This window comes from Bradyrhizobium vignae, assembly GCF_900324035.1.
In the GTDB taxonomy this organism is placed as follows: domain Bacteria; phylum Pseudomonadota; class Alphaproteobacteria; order Rhizobiales; family Xanthobacteraceae; genus Bradyrhizobium; species Bradyrhizobium vignae.
Map to the genome: position 1 here is coordinate 5,484,960 of NZ_LS398110.1, position 24,907 is coordinate 5,509,866.

The following is a 24,907-nucleotide window of genomic DNA, read 5'->3' on the forward strand; positions in this document are numbered from 1 at the left end:
CTCGTGACCCGCGAGAGCGGCTGGGCTCCCCGGCAGGCCTGGCGTCACCGCCATCCCGCGGTGTTCGTGGCGTGGCTCGGCCCGGTGTTCTGGCCATACGCTTACTCCGACATTTTTGACTACACGTTCTGGTCCTATGCTTACGAGCCCGGCTATTGGGCCTACGCCTATGACGACTTCGTCGATACCGTATTCTGGGGCAGTGGCAGCCCCTATTCCGCCTATGCCAGCACCAATCCGTATGACTATCCGCAAGCCGGCGGCGGCTACCGCGCACGGTCGCGCGCCAGCGCGAGTCCGCAAACGCTCCAGCAATTGTGCAGCACGCCGGACAGGGGCGTCACAGCCTGGCCGCTCGCCGATATCGCGCGAGCCGTGCAGCCGACGCCGGAGCAACGCGCGCTGCTCGACGAGTTGAAGACCGCAGCGGCCAAGGCTGCCGATGTATTCAAGGATACCTGCGCGGAGACCTATGCACTTACTCCGCCCGGCCGCCTGCGCGCGATGATGAACCGCATCAGCGCGACGCTGGAAGCCGTCAAGATCGTGCGACCGGCCCTGGAGAATTTCTACAACTCGCTCAGCGACGAACAGCAGGCGCGCTTCAACGCGCTCGGCCCCAATGTCGGCGACCGCTCGTCCCAGCAGCAGGAAGCGAGTAGCGAGACCTGCGGTGATCCCAAGTCCAGCCTGACCCAATTGCCGATCCAGAGGATCGAGGCCGTACTTCACCCCGCAGGCAAGCAGAAGGACGCGCTCGACCGCCTCAGCGAAGCGACCGCGAAGGGAGTTGAAGGCCTGCAGGCTGCCTGTCCGAACGATGTGCCCCTGACGCCGGTCGGACGGCTCGAGGCGATGCAGAGCCGGCTCGAGGCCATGCTGACGGCCGCCAAGCTGGTCGAACCGGCGCTGGACGAGTTCTACGCCACGCTGAGCAGCGAGCAGAAGGCGCGCTTCAACACGCTGCAGCAGGTCGCAGGCCCGTAGGGCAGCGTCGCGCTCTGATCTCATGCGGAAATCGTCTACCGCCCAGCATCATTCGTGCTTGTGATCGCTTGAGGCTGCTCGATCTCATTCGAGCCAATGGCGTTGCATTGTTGGTAGTGAGAAGACAGCTCGAGATCAGCCAGATGATCCCAGTATTCTGCTTTTGCGAGCAGCTTCCACTTGTTCATGCTGTTGTACGCGGCCTGTTGGCGGCACAGAGAGCTCATCGCACGCAAGCGTCGCACTTTCTCCACTGCGAACCTCCCTTCGCGCCTGCTTGTTCACAAGCGCATTTGTGTGGTCAGAGCTTCGCAGATCGAATTGACGAGTGATAGTCCGGGATTCGCCGGTGAATCCATGATAGCGCAATCGTCTGACTTTTCACCGATCGGTCGCGCCAGCGAATTTAATCGCAACACTGGCTTGGCCCAGCGCATTGAATCGTAGGATCGTCCCTGGCGGCTTTCGCCGCAATAAATCACGCCGGTGCCCTCGGCAAAGCTTGCCGGCCTTGTCACGCTTACTACAACAATGGCCCCGACGGTTGCACGTCGGGGCCATTCAAGATCAACAGGCATGGGTACATCCGCCGTGCCTGCTGATCGTTGATGCCATTGATTACCGCATCCGATCTGGCACAGACTGTGGCGCGGCTGCGGCATCGGGATGATGTTATTCTGCCTGAAAGCTGATGGTCCGCATCATCATCGGTGGTACTCCGACCAGCTCGCTGCTTCGCCTGTGTTCTGGCTCGCGATGGGGCATTCGCGACCGGGTCGAGCGGGCAGCAAGTCCAACCAATGTCCGTTCTACCGTTCGATGCAGGTGCGCAGCACCTCGTTCATCGGCTTGCCCCACCAGTCGTTGGAGAAGATCTCGATCTCCGAATAGACGCATACGCGTAGTCGATTTGCGATAGCCATCGCGCTGCGCTTGATCTATCTTTTCATGAGGGGCGGAGAACGTTCGAGGAGCCCTGCGAGCAACCTCCGACCCAATGACCGATCATGGGTGGAATAGGAGGACATCATGCAGAGCATGGCCACCGAAACCTTCATCGGCAATATGCGCGGCCCGGTTATCAGGCGAATGGATGCCGACTACGACGCCGTGCGGAGCCTCTACAACGGAATGATCGACAAGAGTCCAATGATGATCGCACGGTGCGCCGACGTTGCTGATGTCGTCGCAGCGGTCAATTTTGCAAGGGACAATGATCTTCAGGTCGCGATCCGCGGAGGCGGCCACAATGGGCCGGGCCTCAGCAGTGTCGAAGACGGACTGATGATCGACATGTCGATGATGAAAGGCGTGCGGGTCGATCCCGGCGCTCGTACCGTCCGCGTCGGTCCCGGCTGCTCGCAAGGCGATGTCGACCACGCCACGCATATCTACGGGCTTGCCGTGCCGGCCGGCATTGTATCGACCACTGGGATCGCCGGCCTTACGCTCGGCGGCGGCACAGGATACCTCACCCGCAAGTATGGCCTCACCATCGACAATCTCCTTGAGGCTGATGTCGTGCTCGCCGATGGACGCATCGTCACCGCCAACAAGTCGGAGAACGCCGACCTTTATTGGGGCCTGCGCGGGGGCGGCGGCAATTTCGGCATCGTGACGAGCTTCCTGTTCCAGGCTCATCCCGTGAAGATGGTATATGCCGGTCCAATCTTCTGGAGTCTCGAAAATGCCCGGACCGTGATGCAGAAGTACAGGGATTTCCTCCGCAGCGCTCCCGAGGAGCTCGGGGCCTTTGTTGGCTTGAAGACCGTTCCGCCGATGGACCCGTTCCCGCCGGATCATCAGGGCAAGCATGCCTGCGCCATCATTGCGTGCTATAATGGTCCGGCAGAAGACGGCAAGGCGATCATAGCGGGGTTGCTCGGTGAGCTGCCCCCGCCGCTCTTCAATTGGATGGGCGAGATGCCCTATCCGGCGCTCCAGTCCATGTTCGATCCGTTCTTCCCGAAAGGTCTGCAGTGGTACTGGCGCGGCGATTTCGTGAAAGAACTGACCGACGAAGCAATTGACGCCCATATCGAGCAGGCCCGGAAAGCACCGAGCCCGCTGTCGCTCATGCATCTCTATCCGATCGATGGCGCCGTCCACCGCGTCGGCAAGAGCGACACCGCCTGGAACACGCGCGACGCGACCTGGTCGATGGTCATCGCCGGCATCGATCCCAATCCGCAAAAAGCAGGCGAAATCACGCGCTGGACCAAGGGCTATTGGGAGGCCGTGCATCCTTACTCGGCCGACGGCGGCTATGTGAATTTCATGATGGAGGATGGAGACGACAGCAGACTTAGGGCTACTTACGGTGACAACTACGACCGCCTCGTCGCCTTGAAGACCAAGTACGATCCGACGAACTTCTTCCACATGAACCAGAACATCAGACCGCTGCACTCGTAGACGATCACACCTGCTACACGGATCGGTCGCGCCTAATGACGTGTCGGAGCGCTCTGTCGCATCGAAAATCGAGGGAGCGCTCCCCTGAGTCACCGAGATCGTAATCTAAACCACCGTCTTGTGCCGCGAAATGCAGGTCCGGAGCACCTCGTCCATCGGCTTGCTCCACCAGTCGTTGGAGAAGATCTCGATCTCCGAAAAGCCGGCATAGCCCTGCGCCTCGACTGCCTGACGCACCGCTTTGATGTCGATGACGCCGTCGCCCATCATGCCGCGGTCGTTGAGGATGTCTTTGGTCGGCACCAGCCAGTCGCAGACGTGGAAGGCGAGCAATCGATCCCGGCCGGCGCGCGCGATCTGGCCCATCAGCTCCGGGTCCCACCAGATGTGATAGACGTCGAGCGCGACCCCGAGCATGCCGCTGCGGCCGGGATCGAGCCGGTCGCAGATGTCGAGCGCCTGTTTCGTGGTGTTCACGCAAGCACGGTCGGCCGCATAGGCAGGGTGCAAGGGCTCGATCGCCAGCGGCAGCTTTGCCTGTCTCGCGTAGTCGAGCATCTCGGCGAGCGCTTCCTCGACCTGCCCGCGCGCCGCGGCGATGTCCTTCGACGCCTCGCTGCCCGGCCGCGAATATTGCGGCAGGCCGCCGACGACGAGGACGATGCAGGAGGCGCCCAGCGCCTTGGCCTCGTCGACGCAGCGGCGATTGTCGTCGCGCACCTCGCCCCGGCGCGAGGCGTCCGAGGTGAACATGCCGCCGCGGCAATAGCCTGAGAGATCAAGGCCGGCATCGCGCACCGCGCGCGCGGCACGGTCGAGCCCGATGGTCGCGACCTGGTCGCGCCAGGGATCGATGGCGCGGATGCCATGCTTCGCACAGGCATCGATGATCTCGACGAGATCTCCCTGCTTGCGGACTGTCGCCGTGTTCAGCGACAGCCAGCGATGGTCGGACGAAAAGTCGCGCATCAGGGTTCGATACCGTGGGTGGCGAGCACGGTCTTCATCCGCTGCGTCGCGAGTTCGGGATTGGCGAGCAAGCCGGCCCTGTCGGCGAGACGGAACAGCTCGGCCAGATGCAACGTGGAGCGCGTGCTCTCCTGTCCCCCGACCATGGTGAAATGATCCTGATGGCCGTTGAGATACGCCATGAACACCACGCCGGTCTTGTAAAAGCGCGTCGGCGCCTTGAAGATGTGACGCGACAGCGGCACCGTCGGTCCCAGCACATCGTGGAAGCCAGCCTCGTCCCCGGCCGCCAGCCGTGACAATGCATAGGACGCCGCCGGAGCGATGGCATCGAAGATGCCGAGCAGCGCGTGCGAAAAGCCTTGGCTATCGCCGGCAATCAGCTCCGCGTAATTGAAATCGTCGCCGGTGTACATCTTGATGCGCTCGTCGAGGCGACGGCGCATGTCGATCTCGCGCTGCTTGTCGAGCAGCGAGACCTTGACGCCGTCGACCTTGGCGGCATTGCCGTTGATGATGGCGACCGCCGTGTCCATCGCCTTGTCGATATCCTTGGTGCCCCAGTATCCCGTCAGCGCCGGATCGAACATGTCGCCGAGCCAGTGGATGATGACGGGCTCACGGACTTGCGAGAGCACGCGGTCATAGACCCTGGCGTAATCCTCGGCGTTGCGCCCCAGTTTGGCCAGCGCGCGCGAGGCCATCAGGATGATGCGGCCACCGACCTTCTCGACCGCCGAGATCTGCTCCTCATAGGCGCGGATGACGTCGTCGAGACTCCTGGCATCCTCCACGGCGAGATGATCCGTGCCTGCACCGGAGAACACCAGCGCATTGCGCCGCTTGGCGGCGCCGACCGAGCGGGTGATCAGCTCCAGCGAGGTTGGCCAGTCCAGCCCCATGCCACGCTGCGCGGTGTCCATGGCTTCGGCAACGCCGAGACCGAGGTCCCAGACATGCTCGCGGAAGGCAATGGTCTTGTCCCAGTCGACGGCAACCGACAGCCAGGGATCATTGTCGGCGAAGGGATCGGCCACCGTGTGCACGGCCGAGAAGGCGATGCGGTTGAGCGGCCCCTCGAGCTTTTTGGGGAACGTGCGCGAGGCCGCGAGCCGGTAGGTCTCAAGCGAGCGATCGGCCTTCGGCAGCTTCAGCGACAATGACGACATCGGCTGGACGGGCTTGTTCATGATTTCTGACCTCTCCCCGTCATTGCGAGGAACGAAGCGACGAAGCAATCCAGACTGACTCTGCAGAAAGATCTGGATTGCTTCGCTCCGCTCGCAATGACGGCTTAGCAGATTTCTGACCTTACACTTTGATCGGGGCGACATCGACCCAGCGCCGCTCCTTCCAGCTCTTCAGCGCGCATTCGGCAAGCTGCACGCCCTTGGCGCCTTCGAGCAGCGTGAACTTGTAAGGAGCGCCCTCGTAGACGTGGCGAATGAACATTTCCCACTGTTCCTTGAAGCCGTTATCGTAGGTGACGTTATCGGGCATCTTCTGCCAGTCGCCGTAGAAATCGTGCAGCCGCTTCTCGTCGGGATTCCACACCGGACGAGGCGTCGCCTGCCGCGCCTGGATCATGCAGTCGGTGAGCCCCGCGACGGCCGAGCCCAGCGTGCCGTCGACCTGGAAGGTGACGAGGTCGTCGCGGTAGACCCGCGTCACCCAGGACATGTTGATGTGAGCGATGATGCCGCCCTCGAGCTGGAACGTCGCGTAAGCGGAATCATCCGCAGTCGCCTTGTACTTCTTGCCCTGCTCGTCGAAGCGTTCGAGGATATCGGTGTTGCCGATGCAGCTGACGCTCTGAACATTGCCGAAGAGGTTGTCGAGCACGTAGCGCCAGTGGCAGACCATATCCAGGATGATGCCGCCGCCGTCCTCGCTGCGATAATTCCAGGACGGCCGCTGCGCCTCCTGCCAGCCGCCTTCGAATACCCAATAGCCGAACTCGCCGCGTACCGACAGGATACGGCCGAAGAAGCCGGAGTCGCGCAGGAAGGCGATCTTCTTCAGGCCGGGCAGGAACAGCTTGTCCTGCACCGTGCCGTGCTTGACGCCCTTGGCGTTCGCGAGCTTCACGACCTCGACGGCTTCCTCGAAATTGGTCGCGATCGGCTTCTCGCAATAGACGTGCTTGCCGGCATTGATGGCCTGGGTCAGCAGGCCCGGCCGGGCCTGCGTGGTCGCGGCGTCGAAGAACATGGTGTCGTTCTTGTCGGCAAGCGCGGCATCGAGGTCGGTGGTCCAGCGCGTGATGTTGTAGCGCTTCGCAAGCGCCTCGACCTTCTCGGCGTTGCGGCCGACCAGGATCGGATCGGGCATGACGCGGTCGCCGTTCTTCAGGCGGACACCGCCCTGGTCGCGGATCGCCACGATCGAGCGGATCAGATGCTGGTTGAGCCCCATTCGGCCGGTGACGCCGTTCATGATGAGGCCGAGGCGTTGGGTGGTCATGCCAGATACTCCTGAAGTGATTTTGGCTGTTCGAGCGGACGGAGCGCCGACCACTCCGGATGGACCGAGGACGCAAAGCCCGTTGCGTGAAGCGATCCCGTCAGGAGATCGCCGTCGTGAATTTTGAGCCTGATGCCCTGCCCGGCGTCGGCATAGAGATCGGGATGCGCGGCCGCGAAGGCTTGCGCTTCCGCGGCCGGCGTGTCGCCGAAGCCATCGACATAGTGGTGGCCGTTGCGTTCGGCATGGGTGGCGCCGATGAACGCAGCGAGCGCGAGATCCTGCTGCACGGCGAGGCCGGCCTGACAGGTTAGATCTTCACCAGTCACGAAGAACCGCACGCCGTCCGCGCTCCATTTCGCCGCGCGTGTCGCGTTGACCACCGACTTATAGAGTCCCTTGCAGGATTTTGACGAAATGCCGCAATAGCCCAGCGCACGCGCGGCGGCGAAGGCATCGTAGGAATCGTCGGCCTCGTCGATGATGAAGCCGTGCGAGGCCAGCGGTCCCAGCGGCGATTGTCGCGTGATATCGCGCGGCATCGGCTGCTCGACATAGAGCAGGCGCGCGGCGATCGGGCGTAACGCGGCGTCATGATCGAGCCGGTCCATCAGCGCCTCCAACGCAGCGAGATCCGCATACTGCTCGTTGGCGTCGAGCGTCACCTTGGAGTCGCGCCCGAGCGTGTCGAGCTCCTTGCCGATACGGGCCAGACGCGCGGCATCGGCTGCAGGCTCGCCCGACAGCTTGAGCTTGAAGTAGCGAGCACCGGCGTTCTCGCGTGGATCGGCAACACCGCCCTCACCTTCCACCGCATCATCAAGGCCGACGGTGTGCCTGACGGCAACACGCTCCAGCGGCACACGGCCGGAGAGAAACGTCCTGATGTCCCTCTCGCTCAGATCAGGAGACAGCCGCGTATCAATGCCGGCGATATTGCCGGCCATGCCATCAAAGAAGTTGGTCGCGAGGGCGCGGAGCAGCGCATCGAGAATGGCCTTGTCGATCTCGGCGGGGCCATAAGCCGCAGCAAGCGCCGGAATGTTCTTATTCGCACACGTCGCGATCTGCGCGCCGATGCACGAGGCATGCAGATCGAAGGCGGTCTGATACAGGCTGCGCGCCAGATAGAGCCCGCGCGCAATCTCGAGCGACCGTCGCAGCCCATCTACCGTCTGCGCCGGCGACAGCTCCGGCCGCTTGTCGAACCATTTCGGCACCAGCAGCTCGGCACTGGCGCCGACCGCGCTCCCCCTGCCCTCGACCTCGATCTCGACCCGGACGAACAGCTGCGGTGTCGCGTTGATGGTGACGGCGCCGAAGCGGAACGGCCGCGCGAAATGCACGGGGCGTTCGAAAAAGGCGATGTCTCGCAGCTTCAGGCGGGGTGACATGATCGTCAGTCCAGTGCACCTTGCGAGAAGAAATGCTTGCGGATGCGTTGCACGAGCTCGGTGAAAACAGGATCGGCCATCACATCGAGCGAGCGCGGGCGCGGCAGCGGCACGTCGTAGATCGCGGCGACCGCGCCGGGACGTTCGGTCATGACCAGCACGCGGTCGGCGAGAAACACGGCCTCGGGAATCGAGTGCGTGATCAGCAGCACCGTCTTCTTCGTCTCGCGCTGGATCCGCATCAGCTCGACGTTCATGCGCTCGCGGGTCAGCGCATCGAGCGCGCCGAACGGCTCGTCCATCAGCATGATCTTGGGATCGTGTACCAGCGCACGGCAGATCGAGGCGCGTTGCTGCATCCCGCCGGAGAGTTGCCACGGCAGCTTCTTCTCGAAGCCTTCGAGGCCGACCAGCTTCAAGAGCTCCTTGGCGCGGGCGAGGTATTTGTCCCGGGCCAGGCGCTTCATGTCGATCGGCAGCATCACGTTGTTGAGGATGTTGCGCCAAGGCAAGAGCAGCGCGTTCTGGAACACGATGCCGACATTGCCGTGCGGCGTCGTGACCTTCTCACCTTCGACCAGGATCTCGCCCGTGGTCGGCGGCAGCAGGCCCGAGATCAGCTTGAGCAGCGTGGACTTGCCGCAGCCGGAGGGGCCGACCACGACGAAGAACTCGCCGTCATTGATGTGGAAGTCGAGCGGCCGCAGCGACGGCACATCGCCGTCGCGCGTCCGGTAGGTTTTGGACACGCCTGATAGATTGATACCAGACGCATCGCCGGCCCGGTCGCTCACCAATCTCAGATGCGCGGCCGGCTGCACGGCTTCGTTCATGACTGTCGCAGGTTTCACGAGCCACTCTTGGGCAGGTAATCGTTGGTGTAGAATGCCCTGGGGTTCTCCTTGGCCTTGGCATCGAGACCGCCATATTCGACCAGCAGATTGACGGTCTCGGTCATGTTCTGGTCGGTGACCTGGAACGGCCGCTTGCTCTTTGTTTCCGCGGTCCGGTAGAGCGGGATGGTCAGCTCAAATCCCTCAGTCAGCGTATCGATCTTGCCGCCCTTCGGATTGGCATCGAGGATCGATTGCGCCGCGGCCTTCGGCTCCTTCTCGGCAGCTTCGACCGCCTTGGTCGTCGCCGACATGAAGCGGCGGACGAGATCGGCATTGGCTTTCACATAGTCGGAATTGGCGATGATGCCGGAGGAAACCATGTTGATGCCGTAGTCGGCGAACTTGATCGGATAGACCTCCTTGCCGGTGGCGTCCTTGATCTTCATCGACTGGTCCATGACGTAGCCGAGCAGGAGATCGGCCTGGCCGTTGATGACGGCGTTGAGCTTGGTCTGGCCGTCGCCGGCGACGGTCTTGAAGTCGCTCTCCTTCAGGCCGGTCTTCTTCAGGAACAGTGGCCAGATCTGCGTCATGGAGTCGGCCGGCGTGATCGCCACCGTCTTACCCTTGATGTCTTCGGGCTTTTTGATGTTCTTGTCGACGAAGCCCATCGCGGACATCGGGCTGGTCTGCAGCAGCACGCCGGTCGCGACCACAGGCGCGCCCTTGATCGCCGCGCGCATCATGGTGGGCACGTCGACATAGCCGAAGTCCGCAGTCTTGGCGGCGACGGCCTGCGTGGTCGCCGCGGAGCCGCGGCCTTCCTGGATCTCGAGGTCGATGCCTTCGGCGGCATAGATGCCCTTGGCCCTGCCGTAGTAGAACGGCGCGTGCTCGCCATAGACGTACCAGTTCAGCATCAGCACGACCTTGTCGGCCGCCTGCGCCGGCACGGCTGCAAACGCCAGCAGCGCCACTGATGCAGCCCCAATCCACCGCTTCATCGTCACTCTCCCTCGTCGTTATGTTTCGGCCGTTGGTGACCGTTGCTTGAATTAAGACGCGAAAATCACGTCCTCGCGCTGGCTGACATGCCAGGGAATGACCAGCTTCTCGATCCGGTCGACCATCCAGAACAGGATCACGCCGAGCAGCGCCAGGATCACCAGCGCCGCGAACATCGTCGGCAGGTCGAACGTGCCGATCGAACGCTGCATGACGTAGCCGATGCCGGAATTGGAGCCGACGAACTCGCCGACGACGGCGCCGACCACGGCGAGCGTCACCGACACCTTGAGGCCGGAGAAGATCGCCGGCAGCGCATGCGGCAGGTTCACCGTGCGGAACACCTGGAAGCGGCTGCCCTGCATCGCGCGGGCGAGATCGACCATGTCAGGATCGACTGATTTGAAGCCCTGCACGGCCGAAACCACCACGGGGAAGAAGCCGAGCAGGAAGGCCGAGATCACCTTGGGAATGATGCCGAAGCCGAACCACACCACGAACAGCGGCGCGATCGCGATCTTCGGCACGGATTGCGAGAATACCAGCAACGGATAAACGTAGCTCTCCACCGTCTTCGAGCCCGCGATCAGCATCGCGACGGGAATGCCGAACAGCGCCGACAGCAGGAAGCCGCAGACGGTCGCATAGGTGGTCGGCCAGGACTGGCGCAGCAGCTCCGGCCATTCAGTGCGCAGCACCGCGACGACGTCGGCCGGCGACGGGATCTGGTAGGCCGGGATCTTGAACAGGCGGATCGAAAGATCCCAGGCCACGACGATGAAGACCAGGAACAAGAACGGCCGAACCCAGGCCGCATTCAGCATCTTGGACACCGCACCTTGCGGCTTTGGCTCGGCCAATTTTCACTCCCGGCATTTTCTTCGTTGCGGGGAGAAATTAACCCGTTGGATAAATACTGTCCAGAGGATTCCCTGTGACGTTTGCGGCGGGTTCCGGGTGTTTGGGGAGAGTGGCGCCGGCGCTCTCCTGTCCCGGACGCGCTGCAACGCTCTTTGGCGTTGCCCCGCAAAGCCGGGATCCAGAGGCCCCGCGCTCCGCAGTTGCGTGGGCCCCGGCTCTGCAGCGCATCCCTTGCGTGCTGCGCTGCGTCCGGGGCACGAGACCGCCCACCCTCGGTGTCATTCCCCGCGAAAGCGAGAAATCCAGTACGCGGCGGCCTCTCGAGTACTGGATCGCCTTGGGCGATGACAGCGGAGGATTTGGCTACACCGTCTGCACCACGGCCGTGCGCGGGTTCGGCGCCTTCGCAATCTCGAACAGTTCTGCCGAGCGTCCCGTCAGCGCCGCGAGCACGAGGCCGACCATATGGGCCAGCCGCTCATCCTTGGCCTTCTTGTCCAAGAGATCGCGGCCGAAGATCACGCTGAGCGTCGCCGAGTTGGAGAGATAGAAGAAGCTCAGCGCCGCGATCGAGATGTAGAGCTGCACCGGGTCGACGGCGACCTGGAAGTCGCCAGACGCGACGCCGCGGCGCACCACGGTGCGGATCATCTCGACGAAGGGCGAGTGCATCGACTTGACCTTGGTCGATTTCTTCAGGTGCTTTGCGCGGGCAAGGTTCTCTGTCTGGAGCAACGACAGGAATTCCGGATTGCGCAGGAAGTAATTCCAGGTGAACTCGATCAGGCGGCGGATCGCCTCGGGCGGATCGAGATGTTCGAGATCGAGCCCGCGCTCCTCGCTGCGGATCTTGTCATAGGCGCCCTCGAGCACGGCGAGATACAGCTCGTCCTTGTTGCCGACGTGATAGTACAGCATGCGCTTGTTGGCGCCGGCCTTGGCCGCGATACGGTCGACGCGCGCGCCGGCGAGCCCATGGGCGGAAAACTCCTGCTTGGCGGCTTCGAGAATGCGCAGCCGCATCCCCTCGGGGTCGCGCTGCCATTTCAGGGGTCGCTTTGCCTTTGCTGTCGCCAAACCGGGTGCTCGCTGGGTGGTCCAGGTACGCGTGTAACACGCGCCCAGCCCGCCGCATAGAAGTGAAGCGGGCATCTGCCTCAACACCGTCATTGCGAGCGAAGCGAGGCAATCCATGCCGCCCCGGCAACAGTCTGGATTGCTTCGTCGCAAGGGCTCCTCGCAATGACGGAGGAGAGACCGCCCTAATCCACCGGCTTCGGCGACCGTTCCAGCAGCACCGTCTGGATCCCGCACGTCCCGCTCCGCACCGTCATGATCCGCGTGCCCGGCTTGCGGCCGTTGCGCACCTCGGAGACATCGAGTCCGCTCGCGATCAGGCGGGCGCGGGTGGCGTCGATGTCGGCGACGCGCCAGCTCAGGCCCCAGAGACGGTCATGCGCGGCATCGCCGCCCGCCACGGGGCGGCGGACCACCTCGACGATGAGGTCGCCGCAGCGGAAGAACATCAGCTGTCCCCAATCCTGGTGCGAACGGTCGAGCGCGAGATCGAGCCCGAGCCGCGCGCCGTAGAGCGCGGCGGCGCGCTCGGAATCCTCGGTGGTGATGACGACGTGGTCGAGCCCGTCGATCGGCGCGATGTCGGTCGCGACCGACTTGGGACGCTCGTCGGCGAGTTCGAGGAAGAACAAGCGCACGCCGCGCGTCAGCTCGGTGGCGGCGCGGGTGCGCTTCCAATGCAGCACGGCTTCGGTGACGGCATCGCTGCTTTCGACCTCGGCGACCGGGTCCGGCCGCAAGGCCACCCGCTCCAGCCGGCGGTGCATCCTGCCGATGTCTGCGACACGAAAGCACAGGCTGGCGAGCACGCCCTCCTGGCCGTCGAGCAATGCGCGCATACGGTCGGCGGTGACGCTGAAGCCGCTCGGCGCCATCAGCTCGATGGTCATGTTGTCGAGGGTGAACAGCACCCGGTCAGCGCCCTCGCCCGAGTTCTGCCAGGCCGGCGCGCGTGCGAGCAGCGTCTGATACGCCGTCTTGGCCGCACCGATATCGCTCACGAGAACGACGATGTGATCGAGACCGGCGATCATCCTGTACCCTTCTGATCGACATGGAACCCACAGACCGAAAGACGGCGTTTGCCCGGGCTTGGCATTGGCCCGTGATGGTCGTATTCCCCCACCATGCTGACCTCAAGCGCTTCGGGGCGGTTTTGCGAATAATTTCAGCGTCCCTCCGGAGCGGAACCGGTGTTAGAGTAATTCCGCCGGCCGGGACCACAAGCGCATCACGGACAAGCAATGCAGGCTCTCTTCATCGGACAGACTTATATCGACGTCGTCTTCATCACCGACCACATGCCGACGGGCGACGAGAAGCACGTGGCCTCGGACTACGCGGTCTCCTTTGGCGGCAACGCGGTGACGGCGGCATTCTGCTGCGCCAAGCTCGGCATCGTGCCGGATCTGATCGCCACGGCAGCCAATGACTGGCTCGGGCGCATGTTCCAGGACATGTGCGCGAAGTACGGCATCTCGCTGCACGGGCGCAAGGTCAACCAGTCCTCGCTCTCGTTCATCATGCCCAAGGACGGCAAGCGCGCCATCGTCCGCTGCCGCGATGACTCGCACATCCATCCGTTTCCGATGCTCAATCTCGGCGGCTGCCGCGCGCTGCATGTCGACGGTCACCAGCCCGATGCTGCAATCCATTACGCCAAAGTGTGTCGCGAAGCCGGCATCCTGACTTCGCTCGATGGCGGCGGGCTGCGCACCAACACGCATGAACTGCTCGAATTCATCGACGTCGCGATCGTCGCCGAGCGGTTGTGCGAGCAGATGGACCTGACGCCGGAGAAGATGCTCGACTACCTCAAGGGCCGCGGCTGCAAGATCGGCGGCGTCACCATGGGCGAGAAGGGCCTGCTTTGGTACGACGAAACAGGGACGGTGCAGGTGATGCCGGCGATGCCGATCCCGCGCGAGCGCGTGATCGACACCAACGGCGCCGGCGACGTGTTCCACGGCGCCTATGTCTATTCCTACCTCGCCCATCCCGGCAAAAGCTGGCGCGAGCATTTCGATTTCGCCCGCGCCGCCTCGACCTTCAAGATCCAGCGCCTCGGCAATGAGGCCGGCCTGCCGACGCTCGTCGACATCGCCAAGGTCAGGCACGAGTTCGAGGTCAGGGTGTAGACGTCGGAAGGGTGTGTCATGGGGCGCGTCTTCGTCGCCGGCAGCATCAACATGGATGTGGTGGCGACCGCCGATCGCCATCCCAGGGTCGGCGAGACCGTCGCCGGCCGCCAGGTGCTGTATTTTCCGGGCGGCAAGGGCGCCAACCAGGCGGTCGCGGCGTCACGGCTTGGGGCGCGGACTACGCTGATCGGACGGCTGGGGACGGATTCGTTTGGACGCGAGCTGAAGGCCTTTCTCGGCGGGCAGGGCATCGATCTCGGCTATGTCGTGGAAACGGCGGAGGCGCACACCGGCACGGCCATCATCACCGTGGCCGAGGCCGACAACACCATCGTCGTCATTCCCGGGGTGAACGGGCTGGTCGGCGCTGACGACGTCGAGGTCGTGCCGCTGCTGGCCGGCGACGTCGCCGTCAGCCAGTTCGAGATTCCACTGCCGGCCATCGCCGCGTTCTTCCGGCGTGCCCGCGCCGCCGCGGCCACGACGCTGCTCAACCCCGCACCGGCGCAGGCAATGCCCCGCGAGCTGCTTGCACTCGTCGACATCCTCGTGCTGAACGAGACGGAGCTCGGCTTCCTCGCCGGCCACGAGCTCTCCGAGAGCGACGGGGCCGCACAGATCATCGCTGTGGCGCGGCAGGTCCAAGCGCGGGAGGACCAGACCATCTGCGTCACGCTCGGCAAGCGCGGCGTGCTCGCGCTGGCGGGGCGCGAGGAGATTGCCGTGCCGGGGCGCGCGGTGAAGGCGCTCGACACCACAGGCGCCGGCGATTGTTTCGTCGGCGCGCTGGCCGCGCAATTGGCCGACGATGTGTCCTTGCGCGCCGCCCTCGCCTTCGCCAACACCGCCGCCTCCATCAGCGTGCAGCGCATGGGCGCGGGGCCGTCGATGCCGACTGCGAAGGAAGTGGCGGCGGTGTTGTAGCGCTAAGCACTTATGCCAACGCGCCCTTCAGATCAAAGCTCTCGTCTGCGGCCTGCTCCGGCGTGATGGTGCGATCCATGGCCTGCAAGCGGCGGCCGAACATGTGATCGCCGGCGCGGTTGATGGATTCGATGCCGAGCAGCTTATCGCCCTTGTAGCAGAATGCGGAAAACGCCTTCTTCGCGGGATCACCGCGCAGCACAACGCGATCGTAGCCGGTCGTCAGCCCTGCGATCTGGAGCTTGTCGTCGCCCTGGTCGCTCCAGAACCAGGGATGGCTGTCATAAGGCTTCCTGTCACCGGTCAGCCGCGCCGCGAGGCAGCGGGCGTGATCGGTGGCATTCTGCACCGATTCCAGCCGCAGTGAGCCGCCGAAGCGCGGGCTTGCGAACAGCGCGCAATCGCCGATCGCCGAAATATCAGGATCAGCCGTCGCGAGATATTCGTCGACGATGATGCCGGCCGCGACCGGAAGCCCGGCCTCGGCTGCGAGCTCGATGTTCGGCAGCACGCCGACGCCGACCACGACGAGGTCGGCCGGCAGATGCCGTCCGTCGCTCAAGGAGACGCCGGTTACCTTGCCGCCCTCGGCCTCAATCGAGGTGGCCTGCACGCCGAGATGGATGCGGATGCCGGCCTCGCGGTGGCGCTCCTGAAAATACTCGGAGACCTCGGCCGTCACGGCGCGCGCCATCACGCGCGGAGCGAGCTCGAGCACGTCGACCTCGAGGCCCTTGATCCGGGCGGTGGCGGCGAATTCGAGGCCGATGAAACCGGCGCCGATGATCACGGCGCGCTTCTTCGACGGCATGACCAGCCGCAGCGCCTCGCTGTCGTCGAGGATACGCAAATATTTCACGTCGGGCAGGTTGGCATTGGGCAGATCGAGCAGGCGGTTGCGCGCGCCGGTTGCCAGCACGAGGTGGCCGTAAGGCAGCGTTTCGTCCGACGCGAGATGCAGCTTGCGCCCCGTGCGGTCGATTGAGGCGGCGCGGCCGGCGATCAGCTCGATCGTCTGGTCCTGGTAGAACTTCTCGGGGCGGAACATCAGGCTCTCCGGCCCGGCCGAACCCTTGATGTAGGCCTTGGACAAGGGCGGCCGCTGATAGGGCAGATGCGCCTCGTCGTTGATCAGGCAGATGCGCTCGGAAAAGCCCGCCTGACGCAGGGATGCCGCGACCTGATAGCCGCCATGGCCGGCCCCGACGATGATCACCGGACCGCCGGTCATCGGACAGCCCATTTCCGGAAGACACGAGCGTGACCCATGCCGTCTCCCTCTCTCGCTGATTTTGGTTGCGGGCCTTACGAGGAGCCGGCGCTCGTGTCCGTCCCTTGGCGAAGGCGGGCTCATTTGAGCCTATCGGTCCGCCCGGCGCAAGAGCACCACGCGGGGATTGTCTCCCCTCGCCTTCTGCGATTTAGTTTCAGCTACGAACCTCTTGCCGGGGATTTCAAGATGCCAGCTCCCGTCTCAAAGCCCGATGATCCCGCCCTGCTGCGGATCGACGGCCCGATCGCGACCATCACGCTCAACCGGCCTGCCGCGTTCAACGCGATCAATCTTGCGATCGCGCAGAAGCTCGAACAGCTCGCGGCCTACATCGAAGGCGCGGACGACATCCGCGTCCTCGTCCTTGAAGGCGAAGGCCGCGCGTTCTGCGCCGGCGGCGATTTGCAGACGATCGGAGCTGCCGCCGAAGGGGGCACGGTGACGCCGGTGGTCGGCGAACTGCTCAAGCACTATCACGCTTTCATCGAGATCCTCCGGCGGATGCCGAAGATATCGCTGTCCAGCGTGCACGGCTCCGCCGCCGGCGCCGGCATGGGCCTCGCCTTCGTCACCGACCTCTGCATCGCCGCTGACGATGCCAAGTTCACGCCGGCCTATGCCAAGATCGGGGTGTCGCCGGACGGCGGCTCGACCGTCGGCATCGTCGGCACGGTCGGATCGCGCCGGGCGCTGCAGATCTTTCTCGGCGAGGACAATTTTACCGCGCAGCAGGCCTATCAATGGGGCCTCGTCGCCAAGACCGTTCCGGCGACCGAGCTGAAGGCGGCCACCCGACAGCTGGCCGAGCGTCTGGCGCAGAACCCGCCGGCGGCGATCGCCGGCACCAAGCAGCTGGTCTACCAGGCCGCCACCACGCCAGTGAAACAGCAGCTCGATGCCGAGGAGCACAAGATCATCATGGCCATGAATTCGGAGGCGTTCCGCACTGCGGTGAAGAAGTTCACCAGCAAGGGGAAATAGCCGCCACGCGGCCGCTGGCTCAGCCCTTCAACGGGCCATTCCTCTGCATGAAATCGAAATCGCAGCCCTCGTCGGCCTGCAAGATGGTCTCGTTGAACAGCCAGGCGTAGCCGCGCCGTGCCTCCTCGGACGCAGCAACCGGCTTCAAGCCAGCGCGACGCCGCTCCAGTTCGGCAGCGTCGACCAGCAGCTCGATGCTGCGCTTGGCCACATCGAGGCGGATCATGTCGCCGCTCTGCACCAGCGCGAGCGGCCCGCCGACGGCGGATTCCGGGGTGATGTGCAGCACGATGGTGCCGAACGCGGTGCCGCTCATGCGCGCGTCCGAGATGCGCACCATGTCCTTGGTGCCGCCGCGCGCGAGCTTCTTCGGAATCGGCAGATAGCCGGCTTCCGGCATGCCCGGCGCACCTTTGGGGCCGGCATTGCGCAGCACCAGCACGTCGTCGGCGGTGACGTCGAGATCGGGATCGTCGACTCGCAAGGTCATGTCCTCGACGGATTCGAACACCACCGCGCGCCCGGTGTGCTGCAACAATTTCGGGCTCGCAGCCGATTGCTTGATCACTGCGCCGCGCGGCGCGAGATTGCCGTGCAGGATGGCGAGGCCGCCCTCTTTCTTGATCGGATTATTGCGCGGGCGGATCGCATCCTGGCCTGGCACGTCCTCCGCATTCGCCGCGACATCGCGCAGCGTCTGGCCGGTGATGGTCTTGGCATCGAGATCGACGAGGTCGCCGAGCTGCGCGAGCAATTTCGGCACGCCGCCGGCGTGGTGGAAGTGCTCCATGTAGTGCTCGCCGGACGGCTTGAGATCGACCAGCACCGGCACCTCGCGACCGATCTGGTCGAACGCTTCGAGATCGAGCCGGTGCGGAGAGCGGTGCGCCATCGCGGTCAGATGGATCAGGCCGTTGGTCGAGCCGCCGATCGCCTGGAGCACGACCTGTGCGTTCTTGAACGATGCCGGCGTCAAGATTTCGCTCGGCTTCGGCCCCTTGGCCTTGGCCATCTGCGCGGCAACCTTGCCGCTGGCCTCCGCCAGGCGGAAGCGCTCGGCATGCGGCGCGGGAATCGTCGCGCTCATCGGCAGCGACAGGCCCATCGCCTCGATCATGCAGGCCATGGTCGAGGCCGTTCCCATCACCATGCACGTGCCGACCGATGGCGCGAGGCGGCCGTTCACCGCCTCGATCTCGGCATCGTCCATGTCGCCGGCGCGATATTTCGCCCAGAGACGGCGACAATCGGTGCAGGCGCCCAGCACCTCGCCCTTGTGATGGCCGACCACCATGGGACCGACCGGAATGACCACCGTCGGCAGGTCGGCGCTGATCGCCGCCATCACCTGCGCCGGCAGCGTCTTGTCGCAGCCGCCGATCACGATCACCGCATCCATTGGCTGTGCCCGGATCATCTCCTCGGTGTCCATCGCCATCAGGTTGCGCAGGTACATCGAGGTCGGATGCGCAAAGCTCTCGGCGATCGAGATGGTCGGGAACACGAACGGCATCGCGCCCGACAGCATCACGCCGCGCTTGGCGGCTTCGATGATCTGCGGGACGTTGCCGTGGCAGGGATTGTAGTCGCTATAGGTGTTGGTGATGCCGACGATCGGGCGCTGCAGCGCGTCGTCGGAATAGCCCATCGCCTTGATGAACGCCTTACGCAGGAACAGCGAGAAGCCGGCATCGCCATAGCTCGTCAGACCCTTGCGCAAGCCACTCGTCATCATGCCACTCCTTCTAGATCACCATCGTGGTACAGCGTGCCCCTCGATTGTCAATAAGGCCGGCCGATAGAGTTGCACCTTCCAGCTCCGGGCACCGGCTGGCACAGGAATGGATCGCGGGCGAGGCCGGGCGCTAGTCCGCAAACTTCTGCTGCAGGCGTCCATCACGGAACGCCACTGCCCCGGCCGCGTTGGAAGACCAAGCATTAGCCTCGGTGTCACCTCGGACGCGGCAGGTGACAGTCTCTCGGAACATGTCACCTCGCACGGCTGACCGAGCGGCTTGAACAATGAGGGTCTGCGGAGCGATGCGGGCCGGTTTGTTCATCGCATTGATTGCAGCGGCCTACTTTGGCGGGCAGGTCCAGGATTCTTTCGCGCAAAAGCGACTGCCGGCTTCTCCGAGCGAATCCACGAAAGTGTCTCCAAGAAAGGAAGGCACTCCCAGAAAGGAGACGGCGCGATCTGCGGACCCGTATACGGTGGGCTTCGTAACGGGCACGCCACAATGCACTGAATTCGCGCTCGCTCAGGACATTGCGACCACGCTCGCCGGCGGCCAAGAGAGCGGTCCTCAGGGCCAGGTCGCATTGCGGGTTCTGCCAATGGTGGGAAACGGCGGTGTCCGCAACGTCCTCGATGTGCTCACTCTCGCAGGCGCCGACGTGGCGATCGCGCCCGTCGCTCTGGTCGAGCGGCTCCGGCAGACAAGGACCTTCGGGGATATTTCAGACAGGCTGACCTACATTGCGCCGCTCCATATCGAAGAGTTCCATCTTCTCGCGCGGCCGGAGATCGGAAGCCTGACGGAGCTTTCGGGAAAGAGGGTCGATCTCGGGGACGACGGCAGTGCCGGCGCTATCCTCGGCCGCGAAGTGTTGAACCGTCTGGGCATCAAGATCAGCGAGACGAACTTGGGTCCGGAGGCCGCGCTGGATGGTCTGAGGAAGGGAGATCTCTCCGCCGCTCTGATCGTCTCAGGAAAACCGGTCAGCTTCCTGACTCAGGTCTCGCAGCTCGACAATATTCATCTCCTGCCAATCCCCTACTTCAAGGAGCTGCTGCAACAAGATTATCTGCCATCGACGCTCCGCCATAAGGACTACCCGAATATGATCGCCGCCGAAGCAAGCGTCGACACGATCGCGATCAAATCCGCTCTCTTCGCCTACAACTGGCCGAGCGGCAGCGAGCGGTTTCGGTTGCTGGAATTCTTCGTCCAGACATTGTTCACGCGCTTTCCTGAATTTCTAACGGGCGCACATCACCCCAAATGGCGCGAGGTGAACCTGGCCGCGGAGCTCCCCGGATGGCGACGATTCCGGCCGGCAGAGCGCTGGCTCCAGCAACAATCCGGCGGCGAGGCCGCGCTTCGCAAGGCGTTCGGCCGGTTCCTCGAAGGAAAGCCGAGCGACAATCCGCCAGACCGGGAAGAATTATTCCGGGACTTCCTGCGCTGGCGAGAACGCAATCCGGATAAGTGACCAAGATTTGGCAGGCAAATGTGGGAGGTGTCGATGCGCAACGCGCTTGTGAGCGCAGCCTTGGCTGCGTTGCTCGCCTTGATCGCCGATGTGAGGCATTCTGCCGCCCAATTTGCTCCCTTCTTTCCGCCGACGCCGCAGACACTCGCACCGTCCAACGCGCCACCGGCCGACAAGGCCGAGCGCATCAGGACAGCCCCTCACCGAAGCACCAAGGCGCACAGGAAGCACGAAACCGTTCGTCCGCCACCCAATCAGCGGAAGGTCGCCGAAAAAAACGGATACAAGCGGGTCAGCGATCTCGTGAATTTCCCAAAGTTCTTTCCGGGCCTCGGCATCATTTTCGTGAAGCCCGACACGTTGCCGCTGGGGCCGTTCCTGTGCTTCGATCGCAGGGATCGTCTGGTGGCGACCGTGTACATGGTCCCCAACAAGGACATCGACGATCACAAATCATTGGAGGGAGCGGGATCCGCAGCACCGGTTGACCACGTCAGCCTCTACTTCAACGCGGGTCACCCCGGGGTGGACGTGCCGCATTACCATGTGGTGCTCTGGCATGTGACCAAGAACCAGGAATCGCGCGTTGCAAAATGACGCGCAACTCGCGCGGTGGATCATCCGGCCGGCGACTACCGCTTAGTCCAATCGATGATCCGGCTCGGATCGGCGTCGAACTCCATGCTGCAGAACGCGCCGCCCTGGAAATAATCGCCGACCGGATCCGGCTTCAGCTTGGCCTGCTCGGCCATCGCGTGCTCGCGGAAATCCTCCGCGCGTCCCGTGGGGCGGTAGCCAAGTTCGTAGGCGCGACTGTTGTCCCACCAGGCGCGCTCGTTGAGGGAGGCGCCGTAGAAGATTTCGAAATGGATGTCGGGATGTTCGAGCCCGATGCGGCAGAGCTGCACCAAATCGTCGGGCTTGAGCCAGATCGAGAGCCGGCGCTGGTCGAGCGGCATGTCGCCGAAATTGCCGATGCGCAGGCACGTGACTTTCAGCCCGTGCTTGTCGGCGTAGAGCGCACCGACCGCCTCGCCGAACACCTTGCTGACGCCGTAGCGGCCGTCGGGGCGCGGCGTGACGTCGGTGCCGATCTTGTGGTGGCGCGGATAGAAGCCGACCGCGTGGTTCGACGAGGCGAACACCACGCGCTTGACGCCCTTGCGGTAGGCCGCCTCGAACAGATTGTAGCCGCCGATGATGTTGGCCTGGAGGATTTGATCCCAGGTGCCTTCGACCGAATAGCCGCCGAAATGGATGATGCCATCGACGCCCTCGCAGATCGCCTCGCATTGCGCCAAATCGGCGAGATCCGCCGCCTTGAACTGCTCGTTCGCTCCGAGATCGGCCGGCGGCTTGATGTCGGAGAGCAGGAGGTCCGGATAGATCGGCGGCAGCAATTTGCGCAGGCGCGTTCCGATCCCGCCCGAAGCTCCCGTCATCAAGATGCGCATGTCGTTCCCCGTCGTTGCAACCGATTTGCGGCCGTAGATATCTGATGCTAGCAGACTTGGACAGAGGGAACGCAACAACGAGAACCGCACATGAACGATGCATCGTCCCATAACCAAGGCTGGCGCCCGGCGACCTATTACCCTGACCCCGCGATAAGAGCACTCGATCCCCGCTTCGAAAAATACTGGCTGAAGCTTTCGGCGGTGGAGCGGCTGGCGACCGGCCTGCGCTGGGCCGAAGGGCCGGTGTGGTTCGGCGACGGGCGTTATCTGCTCTGCAGCGATATTCCAAACCAGCGTATCCTCAAATGGGAGGAAGAAACTGGCGCGGTCAGCGTGTTCCGCAAACCTTCCAACTTCGCCAACGGCAACACCAGGGATCGCCAGGGCCGGCTGATCACCTGTGAGCATGGCGGCCGTCGCGTGGTGCGCACCGAATATGACGGCAGCATCACCGTGCTGATGGATCAATTCAACGGCAAGCGGTTGAACTCGCCGAACGATGTCGTCGTTAAATCGGACGGCTCGATCTGGTTCACCGACCCGACCTTCGGCCTGCTCGGCAATTACGAGGGCTACAAGGCCGAGCCCGAGATCGAGCCGAACGTCTACCGGTTCGATCCAGCGACCGGCAAGGCGACCATCGTCGCCGAGGGTGTGCTGGGGCCGAATGGGCTGTGCTTCTCGCCCGACGAGAAGATCCTCTATGTCGTGGAATCGCGTGGGGTGCCGAACCGAAAGATCCTCGCCTATGACGTCTCGCCTGAAGGCACCACGATCTCGAACAAGCGCGTTCACATCGACGCAGGTCCCGGCACGCCCGACGGCATGCGCTGCGACATCGACGGCAATCTCTGGTGCGGCTGGGGCATGGGCGATCCCGAGCTCGACGGCATCGTCGTGTTCGCGCCCGACGGCGTCATGATCGGCCGCATCGCCCTGCCCGAACGCTGCGCCAATCTCTGCTTCGGCGGCGTCAAGCGCAACCGCCTGTTCATGGCGGCGAGCCAGTCGATCTATGCGCTGTATGTGAACACGCAGGGCGCGGTGGGGGGATAGGCTCTCCACCGTGACGGTCTCGTAGGGGGGCAAGACGAAAAGCGTGCCCACCTTTCTTACTCGTCGCAAGAAAGATGGTGGGCACGTCACGCGAAGAGCGCGCCTTTGCCCATCTTACGAGATCCTCTTTCGTCATTGCGAGCGAAGCGAAGCAATCCAGACTGTCTCCGCGGAAGGATTCTGGATTGCTTCGCTTCGCTCGCAATGACGAAACGAAAAAAAACGCCGGAGCGGTTTCCCGCTCCGGCGCTTTGTCCGTTCGGTCGCTGAAACTTACGCCGCGTTGAAGCCGGCGACCGCCTTCACTTCGAGGAAGTCCTCGAGGCCGTACTTGCCCCACTCGCGGCCGTTGCCGGACTGCTTGTAGCCGCCGAACGGCGCGGTGCGGTCGTTGGGTACGCCCTGGAGGTTGACGTTGCCGGCGCGGATCTGGCGCGCGACGCGCTTGGCGTCATCGACCGTCGGGCCCGAGACGTAGCCGGCGAGACCATAGGGCGTGTCGTTGGCGATGCGCACGGCGTCGGCTTCGTCCTTGGCGCCGATGATGGTCAGCACCGGCCCGAAGATTTCTTCGCGGGCGATCGTCATCTCGTTGGTGACGTCGGCGAAGATGGTCGGACGGACGTAGAAGCCCTTGTTGACGCCCTCGGGCAGGCCCGGGCCGCCGGCGACGAGCGTTGCGCCCTCGTCGATGCCCTTCTTGATCAAGGCCTGGATCTTGTCCCACTGGCCGCGATTGACGACCGGACCGATGGTGGTGCCTTCGCCGCGCGGATCGCCGGCCTTGGTCTTGTCGGCGACGGCCTTCGCGATCGCGGCGACTTCCTTCATCTTCGACAGCGGCACGATCATGCGCGAGGGCGCGTTGCAGGACTGGCCGGAGTTGTTGAACATGTGCATCACGCCGCCGGTCACTGCCTTCTGCAGGTCCGCGCCTTCGAGGATGACGTTCGGCGACTTACCGCCGAGTTCCTGACTGACGCGCTTCACGGTGGGAGCCGCGCGCTTTGCCACGTCGATGCCGGCGCGGGTCGAGCCGGTGAAGGAGATCATGTCGATATCGGGGTGCTCGCTCATGGCGGCGCCGACCTCGGGCCCGAGACCATTGATGAGATTGAACACGCCCTTCGGCACGCCGGCCTCATGCAGGATTTCCGCGAAGATCAGCGCCGAGGTCGGGGTGAACTCCGACGGCTTCAGGATCATCGTGCAGCCGGCGGCGAGCGCAGGCGCGACCTTGCAGGCGATCTGGTTGAGCGGCCAGTTCCAGGGAGTGATCATGCCGACCACCCCGATCGGCTCGCGCAGCACCATGGCGGTGCCGACCGGCTCCTCGAAATGATAGTTCTTGAGCACGTCGAGCGTGGTCATCAGATGGCCAAGGCCAGCGCCGGCCTGCAGCTTCTCGGCCATCGGCAGCGGCGCACCCATCTCGTCGGAGACGGCGGCACCGATTTCCTTCAGACGGCCCTTGTAGATCTCGATGATTTTAGACAGCAGCGCGACGCGCTCCTCGCGGCTGGTCTGGGAGAACGTCGCAAAAGCGCGCTTGGCGGCCGCGACCGCCTTGTCGACATCGGCCTTGGAGCCCAGCGCAACCTCGTACATCGCCTCTTCCGTCGCCGGATTGATCACGGCGGTGGACTTCTTGACGGCGGGATCGACCCAGGCGCCGTCGATGTAGAATTGCATGCGATTGACCATCGTTAACCTCTTCTTGGGGGCTTGGAGGGGGCGTTTCGGCAGGCATCCTTGCACGAAAGCGCCGGCAGTTGAACCCGCCATATGCGGGGCCAGCGTTGCGGCGAGCGGAGGTTATATGAGCCGATGGCGGGAGCGAGGCAAGCGCGGC

23 protein-coding genes are annotated in these 24,907 nt (G+C 63.8%); 8 read left to right on the plus strand and 15 right to left on the minus strand.

The genetic code is table 11. The features are described 5' to 3' along the window. The first annotated feature begins 3 nt into the window (after positions 1–3). On the plus strand, positions 4–987 hold the full coding sequence (locus BRAD3257_RS26635; protein ID WP_244607690.1) for a Spy/CpxP family protein refolding chaperone: 984 nt from the start codon (positions 4–6) through the stop codon (positions 985–987). A gap of 35 nt (positions 988–1,022) precedes the next feature. Here BRAD3257_RS26635 and BRAD3257_RS26640 read toward each other — a convergent pair whose 3' ends face one another. Continuing rightward, the gene (locus BRAD3257_RS26640; protein ID WP_122404343.1) at positions 1,023–1,241 is read right to left on the minus strand and encodes a hypothetical protein; all 219 of its coding nucleotides are present in this window, start codon (positions 1,239–1,241) and stop codon (positions 1,023–1,025) included. Positions 1,242–1,268: 27 nt separating this feature from the next. After that, positions 1,269–1,565, minus strand: coding sequence for a hypothetical protein (locus BRAD3257_RS40115; RefSeq protein WP_162500380.1), 297 nt, complete (start codon positions 1,563–1,565; stop codon positions 1,269–1,271). Between the two features lie 451 nt (positions 1,566–2,016). Between BRAD3257_RS40115 and BRAD3257_RS26645 the strand changes: the two genes are divergently transcribed. Beyond that, positions 2,017–3,402, plus strand: coding sequence for an FAD-binding oxidoreductase (locus BRAD3257_RS26645; RefSeq protein ID WP_122404344.1), 1,386 nt, complete (start codon positions 2,017–2,019; stop codon positions 3,400–3,402). Positions 3,403–3,507: 105 nt separating this feature from the next. Here BRAD3257_RS26645 and BRAD3257_RS26650 read toward each other — a convergent pair whose 3' ends face one another. From BRAD3257_RS26650 to BRAD3257_RS26690, 9 genes are all read right to left on the minus strand, one after another. Next, positions 3,508–4,371 (minus strand): sugar phosphate isomerase/epimerase family protein, encoded by an 864-nt coding sequence (locus tag BRAD3257_RS26650; protein ID WP_122404345.1) that lies wholly within the window; start codon positions 4,369–4,371, stop codon positions 3,508–3,510. Continuing rightward, entirely contained in the window at positions 4,371–5,561 is a 1,191-nt protein-coding gene (locus BRAD3257_RS26655; RefSeq protein ID WP_122404346.1) for a dihydrodipicolinate synthase family protein, read from the minus strand. Before BRAD3257_RS26655 ends, BRAD3257_RS26650 begins: the two co-directional genes overlap by 1 nt. A gap of 121 nt (positions 5,562–5,682) precedes the next feature. Continuing rightward, positions 5,683–6,834, minus strand: coding sequence for a Gfo/Idh/MocA family protein (locus BRAD3257_RS26660; protein WP_122404347.1), 1,152 nt, complete (start codon positions 6,832–6,834; stop codon positions 5,683–5,685). Further along, on the minus strand, positions 6,831–8,228 hold the full coding sequence (locus BRAD3257_RS26665) for a hypothetical protein (protein WP_122404348.1): 1,398 nt from the start codon (positions 8,226–8,228) through the stop codon (positions 6,831–6,833). Before BRAD3257_RS26665 ends, BRAD3257_RS26660 begins: the two co-directional genes overlap by 4 nt. Positions 8,229–8,233: 5 nt before the next feature. Continuing rightward, complete coding sequence (locus BRAD3257_RS26670; RefSeq protein ID WP_245162990.1) at positions 8,234–9,061, minus strand: ABC transporter ATP-binding protein; 828 nt, start codon at positions 9,059–9,061, stop codon at positions 8,234–8,236. 14 nt (positions 9,062–9,075) lie between these two features. Then, positions 9,076–10,068, minus strand: a complete 993-nt coding sequence (locus BRAD3257_RS26675; RefSeq protein ID WP_162500381.1) for an ABC transporter substrate-binding protein — start codon at positions 10,066–10,068, stop codon at positions 9,076–9,078. Positions 10,069–10,119: 51 nt separating this feature from the next. Continuing rightward, positions 10,120–10,929 (minus strand): ABC transporter permease, encoded by an 810-nt coding sequence (locus tag BRAD3257_RS26680; RefSeq protein ID WP_122404351.1) that lies wholly within the window; start codon positions 10,927–10,929, stop codon positions 10,120–10,122. Positions 10,930–11,293: 364 nt separating this feature from the next. Further along, positions 11,294–11,953 carry a TetR family transcriptional regulator gene (locus BRAD3257_RS26685; RefSeq protein ID WP_122404352.1) on the minus strand — a complete coding sequence of 220 codons (660 nt, stop codon included), beginning with the start codon at positions 11,951–11,953 and terminating at the stop codon, positions 11,294–11,296. A gap of 239 nt (positions 11,954–12,192) precedes the next feature. Then, positions 12,193–13,041, minus strand: a complete 849-nt coding sequence (locus BRAD3257_RS26690) for a VOC family protein (RefSeq protein WP_122404353.1) — start codon at positions 13,039–13,041, stop codon at positions 12,193–12,195. Positions 13,042–13,251: 210 nt separating this feature from the next. Between BRAD3257_RS26690 and BRAD3257_RS26695 the strand changes: the two genes are divergently transcribed. Both BRAD3257_RS26695 and BRAD3257_RS26700 read left to right on the plus strand, forming a co-directional pair. Further along, positions 13,252–14,145, plus strand: a complete 894-nt coding sequence (locus BRAD3257_RS26695; RefSeq protein WP_122404354.1) for a sugar kinase — start codon at positions 13,252–13,254, stop codon at positions 14,143–14,145. An 18-nt stretch (positions 14,146–14,163) separates the two neighbouring features. Next, the gene (locus tag BRAD3257_RS26700) at positions 14,164–15,072 is read left to right on the plus strand and encodes a ribokinase (protein WP_122404355.1); all 909 of its coding nucleotides are present in this window, start codon (positions 14,164–14,166) and stop codon (positions 15,070–15,072) included. 10 nt (positions 15,073–15,082) lie between these two features. Here BRAD3257_RS26700 and BRAD3257_RS26705 read toward each other — a convergent pair whose 3' ends face one another. After that, a complete protein-coding gene (locus BRAD3257_RS26705; protein ID WP_122404356.1) occupies positions 15,083–16,303 on the minus strand; it encodes an NAD(P)/FAD-dependent oxidoreductase in 1,221 nt (406 codons plus the stop codon). 228 nt (positions 16,304–16,531) lie between these two features. Between BRAD3257_RS26705 and BRAD3257_RS26710 the strand changes: the two genes are divergently transcribed. Next, positions 16,532–17,326: an enoyl-CoA hydratase/isomerase family protein gene (locus BRAD3257_RS26710; protein ID WP_162500382.1), complete on the plus strand. Its 795-nt coding sequence runs from the start codon at positions 16,532–16,534 to the stop codon at positions 17,324–17,326. Between the two features lie 19 nt (positions 17,327–17,345). Here BRAD3257_RS26710 and BRAD3257_RS26715 read toward each other — a convergent pair whose 3' ends face one another. Next, positions 17,346–19,058 carry an IlvD/Edd family dehydratase gene (locus tag BRAD3257_RS26715; protein WP_162500620.1) on the minus strand — a complete coding sequence of 571 codons (1,713 nt, stop codon included), beginning with the start codon at positions 19,056–19,058 and terminating at the stop codon, positions 17,346–17,348. A gap of 308 nt (positions 19,059–19,366) precedes the next feature. Here BRAD3257_RS26715 and BRAD3257_RS26720 point away from each other — a divergent pair, with 308 nt between their 5' ends. Further along, a complete protein-coding gene (locus tag BRAD3257_RS26720) occupies positions 19,367–20,542 on the plus strand; it encodes a TAXI family TRAP transporter solute-binding subunit (RefSeq protein WP_122404359.1) in 1,176 nt (391 codons plus the stop codon). A 33-nt stretch (positions 20,543–20,575) separates the two neighbouring features. Continuing rightward, positions 20,576–21,139, plus strand: a complete 564-nt coding sequence (locus tag BRAD3257_RS26725) for a hypothetical protein (protein ID WP_122406769.1) — start codon at positions 20,576–20,578, stop codon at positions 21,137–21,139. 35 nt (positions 21,140–21,174) lie between these two features. Here BRAD3257_RS26725 and BRAD3257_RS26730 read toward each other — a convergent pair whose 3' ends face one another. After that, positions 21,175–21,996 (minus strand): NAD-dependent epimerase/dehydratase family protein, encoded by an 822-nt coding sequence (locus BRAD3257_RS26730; protein WP_122404360.1) that lies wholly within the window; start codon positions 21,994–21,996, stop codon positions 21,175–21,177. 90 nt (positions 21,997–22,086) lie between these two features. Here BRAD3257_RS26730 and BRAD3257_RS26735 point away from each other — a divergent pair, with 90 nt between their 5' ends. Continuing rightward, on the plus strand, positions 22,087–23,055 hold the full coding sequence (locus tag BRAD3257_RS26735; RefSeq protein ID WP_122404361.1) for an SMP-30/gluconolactonase/LRE family protein: 969 nt from the start codon (positions 22,087–22,089) through the stop codon (positions 23,053–23,055). A 273-nt stretch (positions 23,056–23,328) separates the two neighbouring features. Here BRAD3257_RS26735 and BRAD3257_RS26740 read toward each other — a convergent pair whose 3' ends face one another. Beyond that, positions 23,329–24,759, minus strand: coding sequence for an aldehyde dehydrogenase family protein (locus tag BRAD3257_RS26740; protein ID WP_122404362.1), 1,431 nt, complete (start codon positions 24,757–24,759; stop codon positions 23,329–23,331). Positions 24,760–24,907 lie beyond the last annotated feature (148 nt).

Excerpts from the sequence above, each read along its gene's own strand:
- BRAD3257_RS40115 (WP_162500380.1), bottom strand. The coding sequence starts at position 1,565 with ATGCCTGTTGATCTTGAATGGCCCCGACGTGCAACCGTCGGGGCCATT.
- BRAD3257_RS26645 (WP_122404344.1), top strand. The coding sequence starts at position 2,017 with ATGCAGAGCATGGCCACCGAAACCTTCATCGGCAATATGCGCGGCCCG.
- BRAD3257_RS26650 (WP_122404345.1), bottom strand. The coding sequence starts at position 4,371 with ATGCGCGACTTTTCGTCCGACCATCGCTGGCTGTCGCTGAACACGGCG.
- BRAD3257_RS26655 (WP_122404346.1), bottom strand. The coding sequence starts at position 5,561 with ATGAACAAGCCCGTCCAGCCGATGTCGTCATTGTCGCTGAAGCTGCCG.
- BRAD3257_RS26660 (WP_122404347.1), bottom strand. The coding sequence starts at position 6,834 with ATGACCACCCAACGCCTCGGCCTCATCATGAACGGCGTCACCGGCCGA.
- BRAD3257_RS26665 (WP_122404348.1), bottom strand. The coding sequence starts at position 8,228 with ATGTCACCCCGCCTGAAGCTGCGAGACATCGCCTTTTTCGAACGCCCC.
- BRAD3257_RS26670 (WP_245162990.1), bottom strand. The coding sequence starts at position 9,061 with ATGAACGAAGCCGTGCAGCCGGCCGCGCATCTGAGATTGGTGAGCGAC.
- BRAD3257_RS26675 (WP_162500381.1), bottom strand. The coding sequence starts at position 10,068 with ATGAAGCGGTGGATTGGGGCTGCATCAGTGGCGCTGCTGGCGTTTGCA.
- BRAD3257_RS26685 (WP_122404352.1), bottom strand. The coding sequence starts at position 11,953 with ATGCGGCTGCGCATTCTCGAAGCCGCCAAGCAGGAGTTTTCCGCCCAT.
- BRAD3257_RS26690 (WP_122404353.1), bottom strand. The coding sequence starts at position 13,041 with ATGATCGCCGGTCTCGATCACATCGTCGTTCTCGTGAGCGATATCGGT.
- BRAD3257_RS26695 (WP_122404354.1), top strand. The coding sequence starts at position 13,252 with ATGCAGGCTCTCTTCATCGGACAGACTTATATCGACGTCGTCTTCATC.
- BRAD3257_RS26700 (WP_122404355.1), top strand. The coding sequence starts at position 14,164 with ATGGGGCGCGTCTTCGTCGCCGGCAGCATCAACATGGATGTGGTGGCG.
- BRAD3257_RS26705 (WP_122404356.1), bottom strand. The coding sequence starts at position 16,303 with ATGACCGGCGGTCCGGTGATCATCGTCGGGGCCGGCCATGGCGGCTAT.
- BRAD3257_RS26710 (WP_162500382.1), top strand. The coding sequence starts at position 16,532 with ATGCCAGCTCCCGTCTCAAAGCCCGATGATCCCGCCCTGCTGCGGATC.
- BRAD3257_RS26715 (WP_162500620.1), bottom strand. The coding sequence starts at position 19,058 with ATGACGAGTGGCTTGCGCAAGGGTCTGACGAGCTATGGCGATGCCGGC.
- BRAD3257_RS26720 (WP_122404359.1), top strand. The coding sequence starts at position 19,367 with ATGCGGGCCGGTTTGTTCATCGCATTGATTGCAGCGGCCTACTTTGGC.
- BRAD3257_RS26725 (WP_122406769.1), top strand. The coding sequence starts at position 20,576 with ATGCGCAACGCGCTTGTGAGCGCAGCCTTGGCTGCGTTGCTCGCCTTG.
- BRAD3257_RS26730 (WP_122404360.1), bottom strand. The coding sequence starts at position 21,996 with ATGCGCATCTTGATGACGGGAGCTTCGGGCGGGATCGGAACGCGCCTG.
- BRAD3257_RS26735 (WP_122404361.1), top strand. The coding sequence starts at position 22,087 with ATGAACGATGCATCGTCCCATAACCAAGGCTGGCGCCCGGCGACCTAT.
- BRAD3257_RS26740 (WP_122404362.1), bottom strand. The coding sequence starts at position 24,759 with ATGGTCAATCGCATGCAATTCTACATCGACGGCGCCTGGGTCGATCCC.